The 24,828-nt window shown below is 38.4% G+C and carries 24 protein-coding genes and 1 tRNA gene; 5 read left to right on the forward strand and 20 right to left on the reverse strand.

From position 1 onward, the window contains the following. Nucleotides 1-211: 211 nt before the first annotated feature. The 10 genes from FCR06_RS01660 to FCR06_RS01700 all read right to left on the reverse strand — a co-directional run bounded on the left by FCR06_RS01660 (nt 212) and on the right by FCR06_RS01700 (nt 10,064). Nucleotides 212-892: a hypothetical protein gene (locus tag FCR06_RS01660; protein WP_138497112.1), complete on the reverse strand. Its 681-nt coding sequence runs from the start codon at nt 890-892 to the stop codon at nt 212-214. A gap of 105 nt (nt 893-997) precedes the next feature. Next, nucleotides 998-2,980: a heavy metal translocating P-type ATPase gene (locus FCR06_RS01665; RefSeq protein ID WP_138497113.1), complete on the reverse strand. Its 1,983-nt coding sequence runs from the start codon at nt 2,978-2,980 to the stop codon at nt 998-1,000. Between the two features lie 246 nt (nt 2,981-3,226). Then, complete coding sequence (locus tag FCR06_RS01670; RefSeq protein WP_138497114.1) at nt 3,227-4,864, reverse strand: tetratricopeptide repeat protein; 1,638 nt, start codon at nt 4,862-4,864, stop codon at nt 3,227-3,229. Nucleotides 4,865-5,041: 177 nt separating this feature from the next. After that, nucleotides 5,042-5,170 carry a DUF4058 family protein gene (locus tag FCR06_RS34725; protein WP_189523294.1) on the reverse strand — a complete coding sequence of 43 codons (129 nt, stop codon included), beginning with the start codon at nt 5,168-5,170 and terminating at the stop codon, nt 5,042-5,044. Beyond that, nucleotides 5,151-5,243 (reverse strand): DUF4058 family protein, encoded by a 93-nt coding sequence (locus FCR06_RS33295; RefSeq protein ID WP_223280011.1) that lies wholly within the window; start codon nt 5,241-5,243, stop codon nt 5,151-5,153. Before FCR06_RS33295 ends, FCR06_RS34725 begins: the two co-directional genes overlap by 20 nt. A gap of 291 nt (nt 5,244-5,534) precedes the next feature. After that, entirely contained in the window at nt 5,535-7,043 is a 1,509-nt protein-coding gene (locus tag FCR06_RS01680) for a UbiD family decarboxylase (RefSeq protein WP_138497116.1), read from the reverse strand. A 474-nt stretch (nt 7,044-7,517) separates the two neighbouring features. After that, nucleotides 7,518-8,234 carry a carbonic anhydrase gene (locus FCR06_RS01685; protein WP_138497117.1) on the reverse strand — a complete coding sequence of 239 codons (717 nt, stop codon included), beginning with the start codon at nt 8,232-8,234 and terminating at the stop codon, nt 7,518-7,520. A 98-nt stretch (nt 8,235-8,332) separates the two neighbouring features. Further along, nucleotides 8,333-8,836, reverse strand: coding sequence for a putative molybdenum carrier protein (locus FCR06_RS01690; protein ID WP_138497118.1), 504 nt, complete (start codon nt 8,834-8,836; stop codon nt 8,333-8,335). A gap of 191 nt (nt 8,837-9,027) precedes the next feature. Beyond that, nucleotides 9,028-9,756, reverse strand: a complete 729-nt coding sequence (locus FCR06_RS01695; protein ID WP_138497173.1) for an ABC transporter ATP-binding protein — start codon at nt 9,754-9,756, stop codon at nt 9,028-9,030. A gap of 80 nt (nt 9,757-9,836) precedes the next feature. Continuing rightward, nucleotides 9,837-10,064 (reverse strand): indolepyruvate ferredoxin oxidoreductase subunit alpha, encoded by a 228-nt coding sequence (locus FCR06_RS01700; RefSeq protein ID WP_138497119.1) that lies wholly within the window; start codon nt 10,062-10,064, stop codon nt 9,837-9,839. A 263-nt stretch (nt 10,065-10,327) separates the two neighbouring features. Here FCR06_RS01700 and FCR06_RS33300 point away from each other — a divergent pair, with 263 nt between their 5' ends. Beyond that, nucleotides 10,328-11,863 (forward strand): GUN4 domain-containing protein, encoded by a 1,536-nt coding sequence (locus tag FCR06_RS33300; RefSeq protein WP_223280006.1) that lies wholly within the window; start codon nt 10,328-10,330, stop codon nt 11,861-11,863. Nucleotides 11,864-11,930: 67 nt separating this feature from the next. Here the strand turns inward: FCR06_RS33300 and FCR06_RS01710 are convergent, their stop codons facing one another. After that, nucleotides 11,931-12,746 (reverse strand): transposase, encoded by an 816-nt coding sequence (locus FCR06_RS01710; RefSeq protein ID WP_138497120.1) that lies wholly within the window; start codon nt 12,744-12,746, stop codon nt 11,931-11,933. 53 nt (nt 12,747-12,799) lie between these two features. Between FCR06_RS01710 and FCR06_RS01715 the strand changes: the two genes are divergently transcribed. Beyond that, nucleotides 12,800-13,036, forward strand: a complete 237-nt coding sequence (locus FCR06_RS01715) for a hypothetical protein (RefSeq protein WP_138497121.1) — start codon at nt 12,800-12,802, stop codon at nt 13,034-13,036. A 17-nt stretch (nt 13,037-13,053) separates the two neighbouring features. Here FCR06_RS01715 and FCR06_RS34145 read toward each other — a convergent pair whose 3' ends face one another. The 6 genes from FCR06_RS34145 to FCR06_RS01745 form a co-directional block, all read right to left on the reverse strand. Beyond that, a complete protein-coding gene (locus FCR06_RS34145) occupies nt 13,054-13,182 on the reverse strand; it encodes a hypothetical protein (RefSeq protein WP_262984636.1) in 129 nt (42 codons plus the stop codon). A 203-nt stretch (nt 13,183-13,385) separates the two neighbouring features. Continuing rightward, nucleotides 13,386-14,597 carry an ATP phosphoribosyltransferase regulatory subunit gene (locus tag FCR06_RS01725; RefSeq protein WP_138497122.1) on the reverse strand — a complete coding sequence of 404 codons (1,212 nt, stop codon included), beginning with the start codon at nt 14,595-14,597 and terminating at the stop codon, nt 13,386-13,388. Beyond that, complete coding sequence (locus FCR06_RS01730; RefSeq protein ID WP_138497123.1) at nt 14,597-15,541, reverse strand: J domain-containing protein; 945 nt, start codon at nt 15,539-15,541, stop codon at nt 14,597-14,599. Before FCR06_RS01730 ends, FCR06_RS01725 begins: the two co-directional genes overlap by 1 nt. Nucleotides 15,542-15,707: 166 nt before the next feature. Then, nucleotides 15,708-16,520 (reverse strand): inositol monophosphatase family protein, encoded by an 813-nt coding sequence (locus tag FCR06_RS01735; protein ID WP_138497124.1) that lies wholly within the window; start codon nt 16,518-16,520, stop codon nt 15,708-15,710. 255 nt (nt 16,521-16,775) lie between these two features. Continuing rightward, the gene (locus FCR06_RS01740; protein WP_411267974.1) at nt 16,776-17,318 is read right to left on the reverse strand and encodes a thermonuclease family protein; all 543 of its coding nucleotides are present in this window, start codon (nt 17,316-17,318) and stop codon (nt 16,776-16,778) included. Between the two features lie 38 nt (nt 17,319-17,356). After that, nucleotides 17,357-17,725 (reverse strand): 2Fe-2S iron-sulfur cluster-binding protein, encoded by a 369-nt coding sequence (locus FCR06_RS01745; RefSeq protein ID WP_138497125.1) that lies wholly within the window; start codon nt 17,723-17,725, stop codon nt 17,357-17,359. Nucleotides 17,726-17,826: 101 nt separating this feature from the next. On the opposite strand from FCR06_RS01745, the gene FCR06_RS01750 reads away from it, so the two are divergent. After that, a tRNA-Ser gene (locus FCR06_RS01750) sits at nt 17,827-17,913 on the forward strand. 179 nt (nt 17,914-18,092) lie between these two features. On the opposite strand, the gene FCR06_RS01755 is transcribed toward FCR06_RS01750, so the two are convergent. Then, nucleotides 18,093-18,329, reverse strand: coding sequence for a hypothetical protein (locus FCR06_RS01755; protein ID WP_138497126.1), 237 nt, complete (start codon nt 18,327-18,329; stop codon nt 18,093-18,095). A 50-nt stretch (nt 18,330-18,379) separates the two neighbouring features. Between FCR06_RS01755 and FCR06_RS01760 the strand changes: the two genes are divergently transcribed. Continuing rightward, nucleotides 18,380-19,651 carry a HEAT repeat domain-containing protein gene (locus tag FCR06_RS01760; RefSeq protein ID WP_138497127.1) on the forward strand — a complete coding sequence of 424 codons (1,272 nt, stop codon included), beginning with the start codon at nt 18,380-18,382 and terminating at the stop codon, nt 19,649-19,651. 375 nt (nt 19,652-20,026) lie between these two features. Here the strand turns inward: FCR06_RS01760 and FCR06_RS01765 are convergent, their stop codons facing one another. Next, nucleotides 20,027-20,755 (reverse strand): hypothetical protein, encoded by a 729-nt coding sequence (locus FCR06_RS01765; protein ID WP_138497128.1) that lies wholly within the window; start codon nt 20,753-20,755, stop codon nt 20,027-20,029. A 66-nt stretch (nt 20,756-20,821) separates the two neighbouring features. Continuing rightward, on the reverse strand, nt 20,822-23,533 hold the full coding sequence (locus FCR06_RS01770) for a PAS domain S-box protein (protein WP_138497129.1): 2,712 nt from the start codon (nt 23,531-23,533) through the stop codon (nt 20,822-20,824). 521 nt (nt 23,534-24,054) lie between these two features. Here FCR06_RS01770 and FCR06_RS01775 point away from each other — a divergent pair. Further along, complete coding sequence (locus FCR06_RS01775; RefSeq protein WP_138497130.1) at nt 24,055-24,786, forward strand: NlpC/P60 family protein; 732 nt, start codon at nt 24,055-24,057, stop codon at nt 24,784-24,786. The last annotated feature ends 42 nt before the right edge of the window (nt 24,787-24,828 follow it).

Consider the following 24,828-nt stretch of genomic DNA (forward strand, 5'->3'; position numbering starts at 1 on the left):
ATGAATAATTTTTACTCAATAGGAGTATCCAGAATGTCGATATAGCAATCTGAGCGATCGCCTTCTCTTTCAACTGAAACATCATTCTGACGCTAAATGTAACTTATGTAGTTTATTCTAAAAGTAATTTACCACTTCCAGACCTAGTATAAAAACTAGTCTAGACAGTCAGCCTTTGCCTCAGCCAACAAATTAGATGTTGAGCAGCCGATTATTCCTGACTTGGATTCAATACAACAATAATTTCTGCTAGCTTAATTCCCAAAGGTTTCCAGTGGGGATTGCTAGAAGAAAAAGTACTATCTCCTGATACTGCTTGGTAATGATTGGGATATTTTTCGTAAGCATTAGCAGCAGCGTCTACTCGTAAAATAAGTTTGCCTTGATAGCGGGATAATTTACTACTATCCAACAAAATTGTACCGCCGTAATCCCACGCCAATCCATAGAGTTTAAAATTACCTAATTTCTGGCGTAACTCGCTTAAAGGAGTTCCTACACTGATACCTTCACGGGTTTTCCAAGCTGAACCCAAGTTACGCACATCTAGAGGTTTGGTACGAGTATTATCACTCCAGACTACCAACAGCGATCGCCCTCGGTCTAACTTCAATTGAGTAGCGGCAAAACTACCGATTCCTTCAGCGCCGGAAATGGTTTGATCCACAAGACGAGACGCGCCAAACAGCTTAACTAAATCTTGTTTGGTGGTTGTGCGTGTTATGGGCCCGACTCTTTGGCCAGGAACAATCAAGGTGTCTGTTAATGGTTGCGATTTAGCGATAGTAACCGAACGCTCAATTTTCTGGGGGAGTGCAACTGCTTGTTTTGCAGAGTAAGTTAGCAGCAAAACTAACGCAGTCGTGGCAATACTTTTAATATATGATTTCACAGTGTACCTCGAAGAAATAAGATTGGGAATGGTTGCTTCAATTATTATTTTTCAGTTTTAACAACTACAATTTCCCAACCAAGGATTCCCGATTTTATCAAAACTTTATTTGATTGCTCTAGTTGCGTTTAAAATTGCCAGCATTGCTACCCCGACATCTGCAAATACAGCTTCCCACATTGTCGCTATCCCAAAAATACCCAATCCAATAAATACAGCTTTAATTGCTAAAGCAAACCCAATATTTTGCCAAACAATTGTCCGGGTTTTTCTGGCAATTTCAATTGCTTCTGCTACTTTTGACGGTGCATCTGTCATGATGACAATATCAGCAGTTTCTATAGCTGCATCTGAACCCAAGCCGCCCATTGCCATGCCAACATCTGCTCTAGCAATTACTGGCGCATCATTAATGCCATCGCCAATAAAAGCTACTTTACTATGTTTGTCGGCGGTGCTGAGGAATTTCTCAATAGCATTAACTTTTTCTTCAGGTAATAACTCTGCTTCGTAAATATCTATGCCAATTTCTTGAGCAATTTGAGAAGCGATCGCTTGATTATCTCCTGTCAACATTACTGTTTTCTCTATACCCATTTTTTTGAGTGTTTGAATTGCCTGTTTCGCATCTTCTTTAACTTCATCAGCAATTACTATATATCCACCGTAAATATCATCTACTGCTAAATGAATAACTGTTCCTTCTATAAGGCAATTCTCATGAGCAATGTTTTCTTTATGTAACAGGCGATCGCTTCCTGCTATGACTACCCTATTTTCAACTTTAGCTCTAATTMCATAACCTGCTATCTCTTCATAATCTTTCACGTCAAATGCATCGATTTTCTCGCCGTAAGCATTGCGGATAGATTGGGCAATGGGATGATTTGAATGTGATTCTACCTTAGCAGCTAATTCCAGTAACTTTTGTTTAGTAAAGCCATTTGCTGGTACTATATTTACTACTTGAAATACTCCTTTAGTTAACGTTCCTGTTTTATCAAAAACAACTGTTTTGACTGCATTAAGACTATCTAAAAAGGTAGAGCCTTTCACCAAAATTCCACGTTTAGCTGCACCACCTACACCTCCAAAGTAACCTAATGGAATACTAATAACCAGCCCACATGGGCAGGAAATAACTAATAAAATCAGGGCGCGATAAATCCATTCTGAAGAAGTTGCACCAGAAATGAATAAAGGAGGTAACAAAGCAACTGCTAAAGATGTAAAAACTACTATTGGCGTGTAATATCGAGCAAACTTAGTAATAAATTTTTCTGTTTCTGCTTTTTTGCTTTTGGCATTTTGCACCAAATCTAAAATCTTAGCAATGGAAGATTCATTAAAAAGTTTCGTGACTTTAATCCTGAGAACACCTATTTTATTAATTGTCCCAGCTAAAACTATTTCTCCTAGCTTCACCGTTCGCGGTACAGATTCTCCAGTCAATGCTGATGTATCAACTTGGGAATCTCCTTCGATAATTTCACCATCTAAGGGAATCTTTTCTCCAGGTTTAACAACAATAATATCTCCAATATTTACTGTTTCTGGCGATACTTTTTCTAGTCCTTTTTCTGTCTGGATATTTGCATAGTCTGGGCGTACTTCTAATAAAGCTTTGATAGAATTACGGGAACGATTGACGGCAATATCTTGGAACAATTCCCCAATTTTGTAAAATAGCATCACTCCAATAGCTTCGGGTAATTTATGAATTGCGATCGCTCCGAGTGTCGCTACTGTCATTAAAAAGGTTTCATCAAATATTCTGCCTCTAAGTATATTCCGTCCAGCAGTTTTTAAAACACTCCATCCACTTAATAAATAAGCAGGAATGAAAACTAAATATTCACCTATTGAGTAGAGTGTATTATGTAACTTTTCTTCAAAAATTATACCAAGTGCATACAAACTTAAAATTACTACTAAAGGAAATAACTCTTTTTTGAGATTGAATTCTTCACTATGGTTATGATTGTGGTCATGGTTATGATTCTCATCATGATCATGGTTATGATTCTCGTGATGATCGTGTTCACAGTGGCCACAACCTGAAGATTCTGAATATAGTTTTGGCTTCATTTTTATTGAGACTAGTAAGTTATTTGATATAGAGCCTATATTTTAATATAATTAAAAAAATAAGTTTTTACAACTTAGTTTTTAAGAACGATAATCTATATCAATGAGTAAGAATTATCTAAAAGTTTAGAAAGTATCAGGTGTATAATTTAAGATAATTTTTCATTAAAAATATAAATTTTGGCATCTAATACACCTCATTTAAATTTTACTTGCCTATCTTAGTTATTTGAAAATTTCAAAAACTTAGAAGTTTAAAATATCTAATGATTCTTCTATTTCTAGATCTAATATTCTTTGTCTTGTATCTTTCAGAGCTTCTAGTTTACCTTCTTTGCGATAAATATCTGCTGCTTTTTGAAAATCTTCAATTGCTCTCTGTTTGTTTAACATTTCTAAATAAATATTGCCACGATTATAATAAGCATCTCCATAATTAGGATTAATCTGGATTGCCTGAGTATAATCTTCAATTGCTCCCTCTAAATCCCCTAAGTCAGAACGAGCATTACTACGGTTATAATAAGCATCTGCATAATTATGATTAATCTGGATTGCCTGGGTATAATCTTCAATTGCTCCTTGAAAATCTCCTAGATCAGAACGAGCATTACCGCGATTTTTATAAGCTACTGCGTCTTGAGGATTAATTTTAATTGCTTGGGAAACTCCCGGTGGAGTTCCTAATAAATAACGAGTAATACCACGATTTTTATAGGCATCAGCATAATCAGGATTAATTTTAATTGCTTGGGTATAATCTTCAATTGCTCCTTGGTTATCTCCTATATGTAAACGAGCTTCAGCCCGATTTTTATAAGCTACAGCAAGGTCAGGATTAATTCTAATAGCTTGGCTATAATCATTAATCGCTTCTTCTAATCGTCCTAGCTGATATAAAGCTAAACCTCGTTTATTATAAGATTTAGCATCATGAATATTTATCTGGATTGCTTGAGAATAATCTGCGATCGCTGCTTCGTAATCACCTATTTGATAGTAAGCTAAACCTCGTTTATAATACAAGTCAGCATCACTATGGCTAACTATCAAAGCTTGATTATAGCTAGCTATAGCATTTGCATATTCTCCTTTTTCAAAATATTCATCACCTAATTTTATAGAAACTAAATTTAAATCTTCTTCACGAGAATCTAAAAAAAATTCTACATTAGGTTTAAAATAAGATTTTAGAAAATGATTATTAATCGACTGCGGTAAAGTTTCTTTTGAGATAAATTTAGAAATTGGTGGCTGTTGCAAAGAAGAATTATGATTTACTGAAGATTGTAATTGTTCTAAGTAGCAAAATAAGCCACCACCATAAAGTAATTGGTCTATCCCAAATGAAATTTTACCAGTTTTTAATTTAATCATTCGGGTTGGGAGAAAGCCAGCTAAAAAAAGGTGATACTCGGATTGTGCCTCGCTGACATCCTCTTGAATTAAAATACAAACTACAACTGCATTTTTTTCAACTTCTTCAGAACTAATTGACCATCTAACTCTATTAAGACTACCATGACGAGATTTAACTTCGATACCAATAGATGGGTTAGAAGTCAAAGTAAAATCTATTTTTCCATCACCGCCGAATCGCTGTTCATAATCGACTTCGGTAATAAAATCAGCTAAACGTTCCTTGACAACTTCCTCGCCAAGTTTTCCCTTAAGATAGTTGATGAAAACATCACGAACTGGCAAAACCCGTTTATATTTCTCAGCCATTTGCCAGCAAAATTCTCGTAGTGCCTTTAACCTCTCTCCAGAAATTATAGTTAATTCACTATATTGACCTTCTGTTTCACAATGAAGCAGACAACCAGATGTTAACCTTTTGATAAAATCAGACTGTAGCGATCGCAGTAGGGTAATCCAGTCCATTTTGATTGCTGCGAATCTTTTGATAAGATTATTCTATTAAAATATTCATTCCGCGTAAACCTTTTAATTTACTTGGGTGATATTCGCAAAAATTGCTTAATTTTATATAGTAAATCTTAATTTAACTTAACCCAATCCTTTCTCCCGTAATACTGCATCTACTCAAACTGCATTTTCTTATAACAATTGTAATGCTGGTTTTTGACTGTAATCTATTACTAAATCATAACTGGCGGGGTCATCAATCCTAGTTAAGAAAGTCTGCAAATCTACCGAAGGTTGATTATCACCAGTTAGCAATGGCAAGAGAAACCATGTACTCCTTGCCAGATGCAGGATATTCTAAATGCGGGTTCATTCCTGGAAATGGTGAGAGCATAAACAATTTTAAATTCAAAATTATCGCATTCTAGAGATAACAATTATTCTAGAACGCCTGATTAAAATTATTACTTACACCTTATTACTTACACCTTATCTTTTCGTGGTAAATGAGTATATACTTTAAAAACCTAAAAATTTGACACTAGCTGTATAGCCAACTCTACTTCTGAATTCTGACTTTTGAATTCTGACGAACAACTAGTAAGGGCTGCACCACATTGATTTGAAAAACAGTCCCGAATACTCAACAGCAGTTATTCAGCTAACTGCTGTGATGAATATTATACTATTTCATATCGTAGCCAAACAAATTTGGGTCAACTTCTCCTAACTGCAACTCTGCTAAACCATACTCCGCCCATCGTCTATCTACCATCGCTGCCACATCTGGATCTGATTCTAAAGTCGCACCCCATTCATGGTTTGTTTCCGGTGGAATTTTTGTAGTCGCATCAATTCCCATGCGCCCACCTAAGCCTATTTTTTCGCTAGCAAAATCCAACGTATCAAAGGGTGTATTTGGCAAAATAAACACATCTCGCACAGGGTCAACTTTAGAACTAATCGCCCATACAACTTGACGCGGATCGCGAATATTTATGTCTTTGTCTACCACAATCACAAATTTGGTGTAAGTAAATTGTGGTAAAGCACTCCAAAATGCTAAAGCCGCCCGTCTTGCTTGTCCTGGATATGCTTTATCAATGGAAATAATCGCCGCTTTGTAACTCAAAGCTTCCATTGGTAGGAAAAAATCGACGATTTCGGAAACTTGTTGCCGCAGAATAGGTGTATAGATGCGATTAAGTGCGATCGCCATCATCGCTTCTTCTTTGGGTGGACGACCGCTAAATGTTGTTAAGTAAATTGGATCTTTGCGGTGTGTCATACACTGGAAGCGAATCAATGGCGAATCCTCTACACCGCCGTAATAACCCATGTGGTCGCCAAAAGGCCCATCTGGTAAAACTTCTCCTGGTGTAATCGTTCCTTCCAAAACAAATTCTGAATCTGCGGGAACTTCCAAATCTACAGTTTTACACTTCGCCAACTGCACACCCGAACCGCCATAAAGTCCAGCAAACAGCCATTCTGATAAATCTACAGGAATGGGTGTAGCTGCTGCCATGATAATTAAAGGATCTACACCAAGTGCGATCGCTACTTCTAATTTCTTCCCACGTTCAGCAGCTTTTCGCAAATGCCTTGCACCACCCCGCACCGATAACCAGTGAACCGTCATCGTATTTTGAGATTGTAGTTGCAAACGATACACCCCAACATTCGGCGTACCAGTCTCACAATCCTTGGTAATTACCAGTCCCAGCGTGATAATCTTGCCAGCATCACCAATATAAGGACGTATCAAAGGCAACTTTTTTAAATCTAAATCATCACCTTGAATCACAACTTGCTGACAAGCGGGGAAAAAGTCTCGTCCCGGTTTCGCCTTCACTACGTCAAACAGTACCTTAGCAAAATCTACCGCCTGAGAAATCTTCTTCGGTGGTTTTGGTTGTTGCAGCATACTCAACTTTTTACCCAGAGTTTCCAACTCCTTTGGATGCTGCATATTCATCGCCCAGCAAATTCTTTCCACAGTTCCCATCAAATTCACCGCTACCGGGAAAGAAGCACCTTTGACGTTTTCAAACAACAACCCTGGCCCACCTTGCTGTAGCATCCGGTTAGAAATTTCAGCAATTTCTAAATCTGGGTCAACTAAAGCAGAAATCCGCTGTAATTGCCCTCTCTCTTCTAGAATTTTGATAAATCCCCGTAAGTCTCTAGCCATAGTTCTTGTAAAGCTGATTATTTAAGAAGTGTGAAGCGCTTTCTTATATTATTAGTCATTGGCTACTTCTCGCATTTACCCACACCCCCTCATCCGCTTCCTATTCTTGATTTATTTAGGCTTAACTGGAAATTAACCTATTGCTTAATCTTTCTTAACTTAATTTTACAAACATTTTAGTTATCCTAACTGGGGATACGCATTATTTTTGAGAAATAAGCGCTAACCGAATCAAACATGGCCAGAATAAACTATACCTTCCTAGCAGGCGGTTTTATTGTGTGACCCTTGCTAGGTTTATTTCTTATAAGGTTCAGTGATGCTTGGCTTTTGGGTTTTTGCGAATCTTGATGAGTTTGTTTTGGTATAGCCCAACTCAGACAGTGCCAGATAATCCTATTTCAAAAATATTTGTAATAGATATATATAGATTGTTATCAACGTACAAGTAATTTATAAGTGGCACCTATTTTATTAAAGTACGTTAACTTTACCAGTGTCAATATCATAATAAGCACCAACAATTTTTAGTTTACCAGCACGTAGTAATCTACTTAAAATTATTGAGCTTTCTTGCAATTTTTCAGCCTGATATTTAACATTAGCGATAACCGCATCATCAAGAGTATCAGTAGTTGTTAATTTGATATTTGCTAAAGCAGGTTTGATGCTTTCAATAACAAGACCAATTCTACCAGGAAGTGGTTCATTGTTGATTGCTTCTGTGACTGCACCGCATCTTTTATGACCTAAAACTACAATTAATTGCGAACCTAATACAGCTGTAGAATATTCTAGACTACCTATAGCCATGTCACTAACAACATTACCAGCCACTCGTACAACAAATAAGTCTCCAAGTCCTTGGTCAAAGACAATTTCCGCAGGTACTCTAGAATCTGCACAGCCTAATATTGCTGCAAATGGATATTGAGCTTTCGCAACTAATCGTAAATGTTCTAATGATTGGTCAGGATATTCGCGTTGTTGACGAACAAATCTTTGATTACCATTTAGCAAACGTCTAATAGCTTCATTAGGGCTAACTGGATGAGGGTTAACTGGGTGAATATCAGCCGCAACAGCTTGTTGTGTATTCCAGCGATCGCCAAAAGTAGTAACCGCAATACTCATTACACCTGCAAATTTCAAGAAATCGCGTCGCCCTACGAATCGATGAATTTGACTCATCAATCTACCTGATAACATTTTTATTAGTATCAGGAACATATCAGATATAAATCAAAGACAATAGTACCCTGCTACACGGTTTAAGAGTTATTTAATCTTTATTTACTTGAAAAAAGGCGATTATAATTATTGATTTTATCTAAAAAAGCTTCTTCAAAGATAGTGTTTACAAACTGATATATCTCTGGTTCATTTGAAGCTCTTGGCCCTGCAACATTCAAGGTTACTATTTTATAGTTTGAGATAAATAATAGTAATTCGTTGACAGGATTTATATCAGTTAATTGCTGAGATATATGTATGTAAGGTTTTTGATATTTTTTAGCTAATTCAGCAGTTAATAAACTACCTGTAAAAAGTTTTTTAGCAATAGAAAATATTACTGTTCCATCAGAGTCACGGACATTCCATTCAGTCCGCTGGGAATATTCACCTGATGGGGTTTCAGTTAAGTTATAGCGTGAATTAATAACACCATCTTCTGCTTTACGTCCCTTGGGACACCAGCCTCCGTGAAGAATTTGACGAGCTATAGCCCAATCGAGAGCTGCACGGTCTGCTCCTGTTTGACCACCAGAAATTATTTTTAAGTTACTAGCCATTTTCAATCACAACAATTTACAGGTAAGTAAGGTACAGAATCTAATTTTAAAATCTGGATATAAAAGTTTTATTCCTAAATTTTGCTGTATTTAATGAACTTCTAAATAAAAAATGTCTTACTATCTACAGTCAACAGTCATCAGTCATCAGTCAACAACTTCAAACGAGATAATTTATTTTTTGGAGTTCCTTAATGCCCTTTACCTGCTCCCAGATACAGTTCACCGACTTTCGGATCGTTCAATAATTCTTGACCTGGGCCGGAGATAGCATCGCGTCCAGACTCCAGTACATATCCGCGATTAGCCATTTCTAAAGCCTTACGGGCATTTTGTTCTACTAAGACGATCGCAGTACCCGTGTGATTAATTTGTTTTATCTGCTCAAATACTTGTGTTACCAAGATGGGAGATAAAGCAGCAGAAGGTTCATCCAAAATTAGCAAACTCGGTGACAACATCAAAGCTTTGCCCATTGCGAGCATTTGGCGTTCTCCTCCAGATAATGTACCAGCGCGTTGATTACGGCGATCGCTCAGCCTGGGAAACATGGTAAATATTTTATCTTTGAGTGGTTTCAAAGGAACATTGAGGACAAAAGCACCCATTTCTAAGTTTTCATCGACACTCAGGGAGGAAAAGACATTAACTATTTGCGGTACGTAGCACATTCCCTGTTGCACGATTTGATTCGACTTTAGCCCTACAATATTTTCACCTTTGAAATTAATTGTGCCGGTATGAGGCAGTAAAAGCCCAAAAATTGTTTTTGCCAAAGTAGATTTACCAGCACCGTTAGGGCCAATTACTGCTACTAATTCCCCTGGTGCAACGTAAAAATTCACACCTTGGAGAATATCTACGTCTTTGATATATCCAGCGTGGACGTTTTGAACTTCTAGTAAATAATCATTTGTCATGTGTGATTTGTTATTAGTCATTTATTATTTGTCAGTCGTCATTGGTAAAAAACAACTGACAACTGACCACTGACTATGAACTATTCCGGAGTTTTTTGCAACTCCGGTCGTTCTTCTGGAAGAATCGCTTCTTCAACTGGGCAAACTTGCAGACATATCCCACAGTCGATGCAGGTAGTAAAGTCAATCCAGTACCAATCGGTTCCCTTGGCATTTTTGCCTGGGCCTTCATGAATGCAAGCTACCGGACAAGCACCTACGCAGTCAGCAACGCCTTCACAGACATCTGTAACAATTGTGTGCGGCATGTTCTCGATTCCCTCTCTTCTGTATCGGCTATTTCTAGACTAGCAGGGGAGCGGAGATTGACCGATGTCAAGGTGAGTCTGGATGAGACTGCAATTTCTATTCATTACTAGCTCAGAACGTGGAATTTTGAAATTTACCCTCAAAATCAAGATTTTTAGCGTAAGTAAGCCTTCTTGGCTATTGCTGTCAGGTTCTATGGAAATTCAGGCAAAAATACTATAATTTATTACAAGTGTAATTTCTCCTACTCTTGAAATGTAAAATGTCAGAGGTATCGCTACAGCTTTTCTTCTCCTACTCCCACAAAGACGAAGCTCTAAGAGATGAACTAGCTAATCACCTAAGTACTTTGACACGGCAGGGTGTGATTTCAAGCTGGCACGATCGCAAGATACTACCAGGAGAGGAGTGGGATCGCCAGATTAATGATAATTTAAACACAGCGGATATCATTCTTTTACTCGTCAGTTCAGACTTTATTGCTTCTAGTTATTGCTGGGATGTTGAAGTCACCACAGCAATAGAACGTCACAATACAGGAAAGGCTCGTGTCATCCCAGTTATTTTACGAAGCGCTGATTGGAGTGACACGCTATTTGCTAAACTGCAACTTTTGCCCAATAATGCCCAACCTGTTACCTCTTGGACTAATCGAGACGAGGCATTTACAAATGTAGCTCAGGGAATTAGGGCTGCTGCTCAACAACTCAAGGCAGAACGTCAACAAAAACTAGCATTGGCAAGAAAAGAAGCTGCTATAGCTGAGTATCGCCAATTGGTTGAGGAATTTGCGGCTGATGGTGAGATTTCTTTTGTAGAATCCGAAATATTGAAGGATTTACAAAAACAGCTAGGATTAACTGATGAAGAAGCTCGTACAGTTCGAGACAAAGCATTAGAACCTTATGGGAAATACAAGGAAAATCTCGACAAATACAAGCAAATTTTTACGAAGTTAGTAGATGAACAAGGATATCCGTTAGGGGAAAAAGCTAAAGCGGATTTGAAGAAATTGCAGCAATACCTAAAGCTTAAAGACGAGGATGTAGCCGCAATAGATAATGAAGCTGAAGTACAAAAGCAACAAGCAGAAATACTCCAGCAACAAGAAGAAGCTGAGAGGCGGCAACAACAGGAAGCACAGAGACTAAAACTACAAAGAGAACAAGCAGAAGCCGAGAAACTGCGACAACAACAAGCACAGAGACTCAAACTACAAAGAGAACAAGAAGAAGCTGAGAGACTGCGACAAGAACAGCAATCTACAGGTAATGACCTACTCTCTGAAAAGGGTGTAGACTATACGCGATTACGCGATTTACTCACAGATAGTGAGTGGAAAGAAGCCGATCAAGAAACTCTGGCAGTTATGCTCAAAGCCACTGGTAGAGAAGAAGAAGGTTGGTTAGATATCAATTCCATCGAAAACTTTCCCTGCACTGACTTACGCACTATTGACCAACTGTGGGTAAAATACAGTAATGGGCGCTTTGGGTTTAGCGTGCAAAAGCGCATTTGGGAAAGCGTCGGAGAAGACTATCAAAAGTTTGGCGATCGCGTCGGCTGGCGGAAGTGGAGAACAGTTGTAGTTGACAAATGGTTTGGATTGAAACAACAAACCGAAAAACAAAGTGAATGGCTAAATTACTCAGACTTGTTATTCAACACAAGTGCCCCGGAAGGACACCTTCCGACCAGCTACTCCGCGCGGTGGGCGACCAGGGTTTTCTTTTCGGGGACGTCTGTGATGTTTGTCGTGCTGTTTCTCTTCTCTCGCGTCGAGACTTGTAAAGTGTAACATATAAGGCTTACAGAAAATTGTAAAGATTGACAAACAAGCCTTTTTGCACGAAGGATTGCGGTTTCTACGTTTTCGTTACCTGGCACTGGGCATTTAATACATATTCTTGTTGGGCTTGTAGTACAATGCAAGCTTTTTGGCTGTCATAACAATTAGCAAAGATAAACTTACACGCTACTTCTTCTATTTCTTCGTTAACTGCTTCCCATTCATCCCAAGGTAGTTTCATTTGTCCTGGAGATGATTTTTTCACCTTTGCTTTAACCTTAGCCTTCAACCCTAGCAATAACTTGCTTCCCCAGTGGTTCCGCTTTTCTGGTTTAAGTTGAGGGCGGTATTTTTTACAGAATCCTCGATACTTTGCCGCACACTCATCCAGAGTTTTACCCAACTTCAAAAATGCTGGATGCCATTGAGTAATACCATCATTACCTAATCTATCGTGAATGCCATAATTACTAAAATCATAGAAAAAGCCTTGCTGTATTCCAGCGGCTTTTGGGTTAGCGTGGATATATCTTAGGGTATTTAATGCTCTTTTACTATCTGTGTTGGCAAAGCCACTACTGTGATAGCGCTTCTCCCAAAAGTGTCCCGTACGGTTGAGCATCCGATTAAAGCACATGGCTGTGTACCAGTTTAGCCAGTGCATAATTTTGGGTAAATCTTCTGGTTGTATAGGTTCTAACAGATAATGGACGTGGTTGCTCATAATGCAAAGGGCATAGAGCTTAAATCGATATTTATCTTGAGCTTTTTTGATAGTGTAGAGAAACACTTCTCGACACTCTAAGCGTGTGAGGCGAAACTCCCGATTATTGCAACGGATAGTAATGTGATAGCAAAAACCGGATTGGTGATTTCGTGGTTTGCGGGTCATCAACAAACAATTAATATCAAATAAATTTGAATTGTTACTTGTGACTAAAAGTTATGAAAATAAAAGGTATCAAGCGCAAAAGTACTATAGAAATATTTCAGGAAATAAATATTCCTGATGGACAAGAAATAGGCATTGAGATTTTATCCGAAGACTCTACAACAAGCGTCAGTGGTGAATCGCAATTCGGGAAATCCCTAGAAAAATTTCGCCAAGAACAAGAATTAGAAACCGCAGGTATTGAACCAGAAGTTTTTGCAGATGTACGAGATTCTTCACCAGGACTTTAGAATATCTCAGGAAAATACTAATTGAGAAATTCTTGCGGTGTCAAAATGGGAATTGCGTTAAATGCTATTAGCACCAATAAATCTAAATCGCCAGTTATATCATATCCGGTTAAACACTTGTCATTGCGACGAAGTGAAGCAATCATAAGGCCTCTGCGATTGCTTCACTTCGTTCGCAATGACATATAATAAGTAATTTGCCGGACATGATATTATAATAACTTCAGTATTAGCTGCTATAGCAGTTTCTAAAATTACAGTATCATCTGGGTCGCGTAGCTGGGGAGTGGGGAGTGGAGAGATGAAGAACACCCCATGCCCCATGCCCCATGCCCCATGCTCAACTCACTTAACGCAATGATTCAATTTTTGGCGAACCATCAGCTTTGATCCAAGCAATTTGGGCTATACTGCGATCGCGTGCATATTCGCGAATCGCGTCTGCATCCCTTCTAAGCAAATCCATTTCTACACGCACCAAATCAGTGGAATCTCGCAGTTTTTGAGCGTAAGCAAAGGCAGCAGCATCAGCACTCGCTGTCTCTGGTACTACCAACCAGTTGCTTGCTGGGGTTGTTTGCGGTAATTGCTGTGTAGATAATAGAACTTGGTATAAATCTTCAATGTTGAGTACAAAACCAATTCCGGGGATGTTTTCTCCTTGGGGATGATATAGCCCCAAAAGCTGGTCGTAACGACCACCCTGCCCCAAAATTCGGATTTGAGATTCGGTATCATTGACAACTTCAAAGACAATGCCAGTGTAGTAATCTATAGTTTGGATCAGGCTCAAATCGAGGATTAAGGAGAATTTTTTCTCTGATTCGAGTAATTCCACTAGGGATTTAAGGTTATTCACTGCTTGTTGCTGTTGTTCGTCTAGCTCCAAGCTACTGACTTTTTGTAAGACTTCAGCACTAGGCCCACGCAGATCCATCATGATTCGAGCGCGATCGCGTAGTTCGTCACTCAGAGGTAAGGTATCTATAGTAATGCGGTCAAGATGAGCGATCGCCGTGCGAACTTTATCCTGTAGATTAGCATCGAAGGCACTCAGGAGCGATCGGGTAATTCCCGCTTCTCCTAAAATTAAATGCCATTGCGGCAAACTCAGTGCCGCTAGACAATCTGCTACCAACAGCAGTACCTCTGCATTTGCTAGCAATCCACCAGCACCTAATAGCTCCACCCCAGCTTGATAAAACTCCTGCTGGCGATTATGCCTAGTTTCCCAATTGCGGCGAAAGACGTTGGCATTGTAGTACAGGCGTTGGGGATAAGTTACACCTGCCATACGAGTAACTACGGTGCGAGCAATGGATGCTGTTAATTCTGGACGCAAGCCCAATTCATCGTCTTCGCTATTTTGGAGTTGAATCACCATCTGGCGCTGGATTGCTTCCCCTGCCATTAAGGTATCCATCCGCTCCAAAGTTGAGGTGATAATCCTGTGATATCCCCAACGGTGAAACACTTGTTGTAACCTATCTTCAATCCAGCGTTTTTTTGCCACATCTAAGGGTAATAAATCCCTGGCTCCCGCTGCTGGTTGATACACCATTATTTTTTCTTCCCACCAAACAAACCACCGAACAAACCACCACTACCAGATTTATCTAGTTGCTTATCTCCATTATTAGGAGATGAAGTCACCTTGCGATCGGTAGGTTGTTGTCCTAAAGCTTTATCTATTTTAGGTTTCCATTGCAACGCTATTTGGTCATTGGGGTCTAATTTGAGTGCGTTATCGAAGTGAATTTTTGCCATTTTTAGCTGATTTTGCTTCAAATAGGCCATTCCAATCAAGCTATGGCAGTGACTATTTTTTGGTTCTAGCTTCAGGGCTTCCTGCAACTCTACTTTGGCTTGAGCAAATTGATTTTTGTCCATTAAAGATTGAGCGCGACGAACATACTGCTCTACAATCAAGTCTTCTTTTGCTGGTGGTGTCTGTTTTGCGGTATCTGGCTTAGGTGTAGCTGAGTTAACTTTGGGTTGAGCAGTTGGTGGTGGTGCTGCGGACGGTTTAACTGCACTCCGCATCAAGTAGACTAAATTCAACTCACTAATTTGGGCAACAACTTGCAGGGCTTGTTCTAAAGAATCATATTGAGTTTGGGCAAGTTTAGCGATCGCACTTTTATAAAAATGATCGATATTGGCAGCACCAGCTAACTGTCTCCCTAATTCTGTATTTAGAGTCACCGAAGTAGCCTCTTGTACCAGGCGCTTGCCCATTTGCGACAAAATTATAATATATTCTGTGCGAGTGCGTTCGTTAGTAAGTTTTTCATAAGCTGGATTAACCAGCTTTGATAGCAATTCATTACCTAGCTGTTTTTGTTCAATATTTTCAGTAATACTACTATCTGGGTGTAAACGGCGGGCAATTTGAAGATAGCGTTTGCGAATATCTTTAACATCCGCATCAACTGGAACGCACAACACTGCGTGATGATCTATGAAATCATATCTAAATAGTCCACGATCTATTTTGAAAGACATATAGCAGTTTGCACCAAAGGAGCAATTAGATTTTTTCTAGTTTACTTCCCTCGCTTGGCGATCCGTTAGTAGCAAATTATATTTGTCATTGGTCATCGGTCATTGGTCATTAATTATTCTTCCCTGCCCCCCTGCCTCCCCTGCTCCCCCTGCCCCCTCATCCCCCTCACTTCCAGGCTGACAGGGGCGGAACTTGTAGAAGTTCACGACTTACGCTGTCATGAATATAACTGTTGGTGGCGAGAATTCTACCTGACTCGATGTTTAAGGGAGTGCCATCGTAGGCGGTAACTTTGCCACCAGCTTCTTGTACCAAAATTATTCCAGCGACAATATCCCAAGGTGAGAGTCCGCGTTCCCAGTAACCATCGACGCGTCCACAGGCAACATACGCCAAATCCAGCGATGCGGAACCGCTACGTCTAACTCCCTGAGTCAAATGCGTGAAGTGACAAAATTCAGCATAATTATTATCAGAAGTTTCACGGCGATCGTAGGCAAATCCACTTACCAGTAAGCTCTTATTTAGTTGGGAGGTTGCGGAAACTGCGATCGCCTGACGGTTGCGTGTTGCTCCCAAACCAACAGCAGCACGAAAAAGCTCATTGTGAAAGGGGTCATAAATAACACCAACTTGTGGCACGCCATTAATTAATAGCCCAATGGAAACGGCAAAGAATGGGTATTGATGGGCGTAATTGGTTGTGCCATCTAAAGGATCTATTGCCCAGAGGTATTCATTTTCTCCATCGCCTAATTTTCCTGATTCTTCAGCGAGGATAGAATGCTGGGGAAAATGGCGACGTAAAATTTCTAAAATCAACTTTTCTGAGGCTTTATCAGCAGCGGTAACTAAATCACCAGGACGTCCTTTTTCAATAATTGCATCTTCTAACTTACCCAAGTAGCTTTGCAGTATAGCACCACCAGCTAAGGCTGCTTCTGTAGCAATATCTAGAAAAATTTGTAGATTAGTCATTAGTTATTAGTCATTTGTCATTGGTCATTGGTCGAATGGCACTAAGACTGATGTGAAACCAGGCGTAGGGGCAGAGGGTAGGGGGTAGGGTATAGTGTTAATCACCATTCATTTCTTAGAGATCAAACAGAGGTTACTTCTTCTTAATTCCCTACACCCCACACCCCACACCCCAAAACCAGTAATATCAATCATTGAAGCTTAACAAGCGTGCTATTGAGTCATTTGTCATTGTCTTTCCATCTCCCCATCTTCTTAGAGATTCAGACGGCGAAACTCAGCAGGAGTGAGACGCATGGGTTTTTCTGGGTTCCAAATTCCTAGCCCCATGAGTCTAGCCCATTGTTGGGCACGTTCTAAACGTTGGTCATATTTATGGTTCGGCGATCGCTCAACAAATAATGCATTCCCTTGTTTAACTAATTCTTCATTCAACAAAACTTTATTTTTCCATACGTAAGCTAGGGTTCGCCCAATTTTGTCTGTTGTTTCTAAATCAAACTCCAGCGTTACTGAATCTGCACCATCAATTAAATTCTCTAACTGTTCTTTTGCTTGTTCGCCCCAAGGTCGCTGTCGCAAATCTGGTGCATCAATTCCCACTAACCGCACTTGAGAAATCAAATTTGGTTGTTCCGCCATACCTAACACTTCCAAACTTTGCCCACTAACTACCCGTGCAATCTTCACCTGCGCCTGATTGTTTGGCAGGGGATTTTTACCTTGACAACTCACCAGCAGTAACAGACAAACTAAAATGCCTATTTTTTTTGCCCAAACACCAAAACGTATCGACACACTAATTTGCTCCTCTGCACCTGTGGGCGAACAAAATCTTATTCCTCATCTAACGGTAAACCTGCTTTAACTTTACCCCTACCAAAGTACCGTCCAAATTGGAGTTCATAAACTTCATCTTCGTCTTGTGTTTCTACCTCCAAGTCAGAACGGGGGTAACTCACACACAACAAGGCATAACCTTGGCGACGTAATTCTGGCGACAAGCCGATCGCCTCTGGTTGGTAAATTTCTCCCGATAACACTCTTACAGCACAAGTAGTACAAGCCCCATTACGGCAGGAAAACGGCAGTTCTACCCCTTGTTTTTCGGCAGTGTGCAGGATGTAGCGGTCTTCTGGCACTTGTAGGGTGTATGTTTGGCCAGTGGCGCGATCGCGAACTCGAATTGTATATCTACGGGACATCTGGATTTTGTTTGTGAGATTTGAACTTTGAGATTAACTTCAAATCTTTTTATCTTTGCATTTTTGGGAACTTTATACTATAGTTGTAAATTGTGATATCTGGAGAGATGGCCGAGTGGTTTAAGGCGCAGCACTGGAAATGCTGTAATGCGGAAACGTATTCTAGGGTTCAAATCCCTATCTCTCCGTTGAATTCTTATTTTAAAAAAATTCTAGCCATTTTTAAGCAATTGTATGATTAAAATTTTTGGTTGAATTAGCTGAATTTATAAAATTATTTTCAACCAATAGCATAAAATTATTATTTGAACTGGCTGCGGCGTTAGTGAGGAACGTCGCTTTGAGATTGGGTACCGAAAAAAGTTTTTTAAATTTGGTGGGTAAAAGCTCCAAGCCAATATATTTTTCTATTTTTAACCCAATCCCTAATACCTAATCCCCAGCCCCTAGTCGCTTTGACAACAGATATCTTTATTTCGATTTCTGAATGAGTAAATATAGAATTACCATTTTCTAAAAAAGTGGTATCCCTAGTAATACCTTTGGCATTTTTTTGTAGGTAGGGCTTAGCGTGTGAGAACCCGACATATTTGTTGAGTTTCAATCATATTACGATAGTAAACGTGATAATTTTCCTCAGCAATTAATAAATCAATGGATAAACGGTTTTTTAACATTTTTGGGCTAACCGAAGAACAAGCGATCGCCATTATCGATACACCTTTAGAAGAACTCGAAGATGCTTCTGATAAATACATTGCGGTTTCGCATTTAATTAATTTTCCCACAGAACAATCGATCGCAGCTTTGGTACGGGCGATTGAAACCAGTAACCCGGCTGATTTAGACCACCGCATTGTCCGACGCAAGGCTGTGGAAAGTCTCGGACGATTGCAGGCCGAATCAGCTTTACCTGTAATTCGCCAGTGCCTTCAAGATGATGATATTTATACTGTAGAAAATACTGTTTGGGCAATTGGTGAAATCGGCACTAAAGACCCGAAAATTTTAGAAGAAGTGGCACAATTACTTGATAAACCAGGTCAAATTTATCGGGTAATTATTCATACGTTGGCACATGCTAATTATCAACCATCCTTAGAACGTGTGCGTAAATTCACGCAAGTTGAGGACGAACCTACCCGTAGTGCAGCCCTCGCTACAGTTTGTCGGTTTACGGGTGACTATTCCCAAATAACTGAGGTAATGGCGTTGTTGCAGAGTCCGAATGTAAATGCACGACGCGGGTGTATTCAAGATTTAATTGATTCGCGCTATTATAAAGCCATTCCAGAAATCGCCCGTTGTCCTGTATCTTTGGTATTCCGATTGCGAGCATTGCGGATGCTTTTAGATGCAGGCGTCCCATCTGGTGAAATTACGTTTGCAGAAGTTCAACCTCACTTAGAACAAGTTTTGTATGATCGCCCCAATGACATTGATTTAGTACATGAATACGATGTGACGCCTGTATTGAATTTTGTGATTGAGGAACTCTATCAAACTGATTTTGGACGATGCTATTTAGCAACAAAAACCTTACTAGATATTTATCCCCAGGAAGCGCCAGCAGCACTTTTAGCAACTTATGCAGATAAAGCATATAACGATTATGGCGGTCACTATCATGTGATGAAACTTTTGGGCTGGCTAAAATATGCTCCTGCTTATGATTTGTTAATAGAAAATTTGCACAATCGCGAACCCCAATTTCAGAAATCTCGCGGTGCTTGTGCGATCGCTCTTGGTGAATTGGGTAATTCCCAAGCAATTCCCGAACTCAAAAATTGTCTAAATTCGCGAATTTGGGATTTGAAATATACTTGTTTATTGGCACTAGACCGCTTAGGAGATTCCTCTGGTCAGGAAATTTGCGCTCAGGACGCTGACTGGTTAATTAGAGCTAAAGTACAGAGTAGTAAATAATTAGAAGTTAGGAGTTTTTAATTCCTATATCCAACGAAATTGGTGAATTGAACAGCGGAGCCTTAAAAAGCTCCGCCAAGGCATCAAAATTCAAAATTATAATAGGCTCTATGCCTAGCTTTGAAATTTAGAGAGTAGACCTCTTGCAAAAGTCAATTCAGGTAAATTCATCTTAATGTTTTAGTTCAGAAAATCTTTAGTTAGTCTAACTATAAAATCTCCATCGATATAATTTGAAGTATAATCAGGCGTTAATGGTAAATTTTCATCCGATTTTAGTACTAAAATAACCCTAAAAAAGCATTTGCCTATACTAGTATCATTGCGTTCAAGCTTCACATCAGTAATTTCGTTCAAAGAATATTGAAAAACTGTTTATCCTAACGTTCCAAACCACCTATAACGACTAATTTTTACTATATTTGCTTCTTTATCAAAATTACAAGTGATAAATAAACCTGGTGACGCTATTAGCAACGCTAATATTCCACAGAATACAGTAATTATGACAGCAATGTAACCCAGAAAAGTGTCATCAAGTATAACCGCTAAATTGTTCTCTGTAGGGTTTTTTAAAAATTTATTAATTTTTAATACTATTGATTGTAATTCTTCAAGCTTAAACTTTGGGTATCCTCCGCGTGAAAAAGAAAAACTATCTTTATCAGTTAGTAGTAAAATTTTATATGAGTATAGAGGTTTAACTTGACTATCCGTTTGCATCTCTGTTTCCACTTTAGCCTCTAGTAACTCAGAAACTAGCACTTCACTTTTTTGGTTACCAAACCAATAGTTTTCTGTTAACTTACACATTACTGTTAGAGTATTTTCTCCCGTACTTAAATCAATATTTGAAATAGATATATTGTTTGAAGAACAATTACAAACAAGTTGTGTAATAGGTGTAAATACAATACTTGCAAAGAGAAACAGAACAAAAAATTGACTAAGCAATAGTCCCATAGCTAAAAATACTTTTGGCCGAATAACAAAACTAAATTTAGCTGATGTTTGCTCTGAGACTTTTAAAGGATTAGCTAAAGTCAAGTAACATCCTGTTCCTAAGTTAATTAGTAGTAGGATAGCTTTTAATAAAAAACTCATTTTCTTTATAGCTCCAGAACCGCTTTATCAGATAGAAATATTACGCTTAGCATTTCCTAGTCTGTTTTAAATTGGAATTTGAATCCAAAATTCTGTACCTTGTCCTGGTTCTGATATACACTTGAGAATCCCACCATGTTTTTCGACTACAATTTGATAACTAATTGACAATCCTAGCCCTGTTCCTTTACCAACAGGTTTTGTGGTGAAAAATGGATCGAATAACCGCGTTCTGACTTCTTCTGCAATTCCGGCTCCATTATCAATAATCCGAATCACAACAAAGTTATTGTCTAAAATTTCCGTGCGAATTCTAATCTGCGGTTTTTCTATTGTATTTGCATTTGATTTTGACTCTTCTAATGCATCGATCGCATTAGTCAAAATGTTCATAAATACTTGATTAAGCTGTCCTACATAGCAGTCGATTAAGGGCAAATTACCATATTCTTTAACGATAGATATATCCAGCCCTATTCCATTATTTTTCCAGCGGTGATGCAAAATTAATAAAGTATTGTCAATTCCTTCATGGATATCAACTTGTTTTTTCTCAGCTTCATCATGGCGGGAAAAATTTCGTAACCCCAAAACTATCTCACGGATACGATTAGTACCCATTTTCATGGAAGACAAAAGTTTAGAAAGGTCGCTGGTAATAAATTCTAAATCTATTTTCTCAGCAAAATCTTGAATTTCTGTATTGGGCTGAGGATAGTATTGTTTATAGAGGTGCAAGAGAGTTAGTAACTCTTGAAAATATTCATGAGCATAAGCTAAATTACCATGAATAAAATTCACTGGATTGTTGATTTCATGAGCAACTCCAGCTACCAATTGTCCCAAACTAGACATTTTTTCATGTTGGATCAGTTGAGATTGAGTTTGCTGCAACTGATACAAAGTTGCGGTGAGTTTTTCGGCTTGAGTTTGGGCGGCTAAAGTAGCAGAACGACTTTGCGTATAAAGTTGTGCGTGATCGATAGCGATTGCTAATTGGTCGCAAACAGCTTGTAGCAGGCTAATTTCACTGTTACTCCAAAAGCGATCGCCACTATAATGACTGCAAACAATTGCTCCAATTTCCCCAGAATTACTCTTAACCGGTAGCACTAGTTGAGCTGTAATACCATCATTCAAAAGCTCTTGCACATTATCAAGATGCGATTTACTATTAACATCGTCGATGCAAATTAGCTCTTGAGAAAGAAGTATTTTAGTCAAACAAGTACTTTTTTGCGGTGGAATAGTACCTAACATCGTTGGTAAGTTAGGGTAGTTGGGGTTTCGTGCTTCAGAGGTGATATTCAGGCTTGGCTCAGATGGGTGCGGTGAATAAGAAATAAAGTAACAACGGTCAATTTGTAAGAAGCTGCGAATTTCATTAACAGCAGTTTCAAGAATGATATCTAAGTCAAGAGAACTACGGATTTGACTAGCCAAACGCAGTAATAATGCTTCCCGACGGCTGAGAAGTTCTTCTCTAGCCCAAATCCGGTCAATAGCTACAGCAATATTATTCGCAATCCAATTTAACAAGTTATGAGTTGGTTCGCTAAATAATTCTTCACTAAATAAAGCGATTATCCCGATTAATTGCTGCTCTACTATTAAAGGATAGGCAGAAAAACGAAAAATAGAAGATGGAGAATTGAGTAGTAATTCTGAACGTTCAGTTGCAAATTCTTGGTTGAAAATGGCTTGATGATTTTGAGTCATTAAGCCAACAATATTATTGGCTAAAACCATGTGATTTGGAAAATCTTGGCTATTGCTCAAAGCACTACAAGTAACATCTGTGCATTGAACGCCAGCTTGTAATTCTAGCTGGTTTGTTTGTCGCTCAAAAGTCCAGATACAAACAAAAGCGATTTTTAAATATTGTGAAATAGTATTTGTACAGTTTTGTAAAATTTCTGCCAGCGTCCCACTTTGAGATAATGCTAAACTGACTTCTGCACTCAAAAGAGATAAGCGCGATCGCTCCAATAAAGCTAACTCTGAAAGCTTGCGCTGTGTAATATCAGTACGAATTGCTACATACTGATAAGGCTTTCCATCAGAGTCTAACATTGGGGTAATTAAAGTATCGACCCAATAAAAAGTCTCATCTTTGGCTTTATTTTTGATTTCTCCTTTCCAAATTTTGCCTTTGCTAATAGTTTTCCACAAATTATCAAAAAATTCTTTTGTATGATGACCAGAATTAATAATTCGATGGTCTTGTCCTAAAAGTTCTTCTCTAGAATATTTAGAAACTTCACAAAATTGGTCATTAGCATAGGTGATTCTGCCTGTTTTATCAGTAATAGCTACTAGGGAGTGAGCATTCAAGGCAAATTTAAAAGCTTCTAATTCTCGGATACTTCTTTGTAGAGCGATTTCATTCTCTTTATTAGGAGTAATATCACGAGCTACTGCATAAATTAACTTTTCTTCTATGAAGCCTGTTGCATTCCATGACAGCCATTTATAGCCACCATCCTGACAAAGATAACGGTTTTCAAAGGCAATAAAATCTACAGATTGGGTAATTTTTTGAGCTACTTGAATAGTTGATTCACGGTCTTCAGGGTGAACAAATTCGATAAAGGGTTTAGCGACTAATTCCTCATTTGACCAACCTAGCATTTTTGTCCATACTGGATTTAAATACTTAAAATAACCATCAAAATTAGCAATACAGAGTAAATCTATAGAAAGTGAGAAAAATCGAGAATATTTTCCTTCCAATTGTTGGAACTTGGATTGAGCTAATTTCATCAGTTTTTCGGGCATAAAGCTTATTTAATATTTGTTAAATAAGTTAATACGTTTTTCACAAATCAAATAACCATCCTCGTGGAATATTGTCGAGTTAGAGGCTATCTAACTTTTATTCCCATGAGGACTGTTTAACATGTAAATAAACACGTAATTAACTTTATATTAGAGGTAAAAATATAGCTTTTTTATAATGAGTAAACTAGCTTGCTGTTCACTCAATCCTCTGTTAAATATAGATTTCCCTAAAAAAAAGATAAAGTAAACATTGTTATTTTATCTTTAAGATAAGAAGTATTATTTTACGTAAACGAAACTAATAAAACTTTACAAAAAACTTCAGCATAAATTAAGTTGCTTGAAAAAGTATTTGAGAGTTTTGAGCCTCTATTTCAGTTTTTGTAAGATTTTCAGCTCAATACTTTCTAGAATTTTCTGACTTTATATTTGCAAAAACCACTAAGTATCAGTTTTGTGCGATGATAACGGTTGCAAATAAAATTAAATCTGTATGCTAAAAATAAGGCGCAATCTATATGCTATTACCAAGACGAATCTTTTTAGCCTGGATTTTGGGTGGCACAGCTGGAATAACTTTATCTTTGAGCCAAAAAGTACAAGCTGTTAAACAGCCACAACATCTGAAAGATGCATTGATATTATTGAGCGGGTTACATCCGAAAAATAACAAATATCAACACGAACCTACACTCGTTAATTGGAAAGGATTTTCAGGAGCTAAAGATTATATCTCGAAAGCAGATTGCAGTGGATTTATCAATAAGCTATTGTCCCATAGTTATGGCTGGACACCAGAATTTTTTCAACAATGGATGAATACACAACGTCCTTTAGCCGAAAACTATTACAATAGTATTATTAATCAAAATCGCTTTCAACAAATTATTAAGTTAGAACAAATTAAGGCTGGAGATATTATTGCGATTAAGTATCCAGAAGGTGAAGACAATACTGGACACGTTTTATTAGTTGCAGAACTTGTAACAGAAAAACTGTTTTCAAAGCCCCTTGTGCCAAAAACTAGACAGTGGTCAATAAAAGTCATCGATCAAAGTCGGTCAGGACATGGTAAAACTGACACGCGCCGTCAAGTAGATGGTTCGTTTCATGGCGGTTTAGGACAAGGAGTACTGAGATTGTACTCTAATCAAGCTCAAGAAATTGTCGGATACACTTGGAGTACTTTTGCTAACTCTCAATACTACTCTTGTGATGAGCGACATCTTGCGATTGGTCGCTTGAATTAGTTAATTTTGCACTTTAGTTTTAATCATTAAAACTTTGGGTAC

This window comes from Nostoc sp. PA-18-2419 (assembly GCF_005869855.1).
In the GTDB taxonomy this organism is placed as follows: Bacteria; Cyanobacteriota; Cyanobacteriia; order Cyanobacteriales; family Nostocaceae; genus Nostoc.

Bases quoted from the DNA above. Each gene is read 5' to 3' on its own strand.
- FCR06_RS01695 (WP_138497173.1), bottom strand. From the start codon at position 9,756: ATGACAAATGATTATTTACTAGAAGTTCAAAACGTCCACGCTGGATAT.
- FCR06_RS01725 (WP_138497122.1), bottom strand. From the start codon at position 14,597: ATGGTGTATCAACCAGCAGCGGGAGCCAGGGATTTATTACCCTTAGAT.
- FCR06_RS01710 (WP_138497120.1), bottom strand. From the start codon at position 12,746: ATGACCCGCAAACCACGAAATCACCAATCCGGTTTTTGCTATCACATT.
- FCR06_RS01670 (WP_138497114.1), bottom strand. From the start codon at position 4,864: ATGGACTGGATTACCCTACTGCGATCGCTACAGTCTGATTTTATCAAA.
- FCR06_RS01765 (WP_138497128.1), bottom strand. From the start codon at position 20,755: ATGAGTTTTTTATTAAAAGCTATCCTACTACTAATTAACTTAGGAACA.
- FCR06_RS01700 (WP_138497119.1), bottom strand. From the start codon at position 10,064: ATGCCGCACACAATTGTTACAGATGTCTGTGAAGGCGTTGCTGACTGC.
- FCR06_RS01715 (WP_138497121.1), top strand. From the start codon at position 12,800: ATGAAAATAAAAGGTATCAAGCGCAAAAGTACTATAGAAATATTTCAG.
- FCR06_RS01735 (WP_138497124.1), bottom strand. From the start codon at position 16,520: ATGACTAATCTACAAATTTTTCTAGATATTGCTACAGAAGCAGCCTTA.
- FCR06_RS01680 (WP_138497116.1), bottom strand. From the start codon at position 7,043: ATGGCTAGAGACTTACGGGGATTTATCAAAATTCTAGAAGAGAGAGGG.
- FCR06_RS01775 (WP_138497130.1), top strand. From the start codon at position 24,055: ATGCTATTACCAAGACGAATCTTTTTAGCCTGGATTTTGGGTGGCACA.
- FCR06_RS01685 (WP_138497117.1), bottom strand. From the start codon at position 8,234: ATGAGTCAAATTCATCGATTCGTAGGGCGACGCGATTTCTTGAAATTT.
- FCR06_RS01690 (WP_138497118.1), bottom strand. From the start codon at position 8,836: ATGGCTAGTAACTTAAAAATAATTTCTGGTGGTCAAACAGGAGCAGAC.
- FCR06_RS33300 (WP_223280006.1), top strand. From the start codon at position 10,328: ATGTCAGAGGTATCGCTACAGCTTTTCTTCTCCTACTCCCACAAAGAC.
- FCR06_RS01760 (WP_138497127.1), top strand. From the start codon at position 18,380: ATGGATAAACGGTTTTTTAACATTTTTGGGCTAACCGAAGAACAAGCG.
- FCR06_RS34145 (WP_262984636.1), bottom strand. From the start codon at position 13,182: ATGATTGCTTCACTTCGTCGCAATGACAAGTGTTTAACCGGATATGAT.
- FCR06_RS01770 (WP_138497129.1), bottom strand. From the start codon at position 23,533: ATGCCCGAAAAACTGATGAAATTAGCTCAATCCAAGTTCCAACAATTG.
- FCR06_RS01730 (WP_138497123.1), bottom strand. From the start codon at position 15,541: ATGTCTTTCAAAATAGATCGTGGACTATTTAGATATGATTTCATAGAT.
- FCR06_RS33295 (WP_223280011.1), bottom strand. From the start codon at position 5,243: ATGCTCTCACCATTTCCAGGAATGAACCCGCATTTAGAATATCCTGCA.
- FCR06_RS01745 (WP_138497125.1), bottom strand. From the start codon at position 17,725: ATGTCCCGTAGATATACAATTCGAGTTCGCGATCGCGCCACTGGCCAA.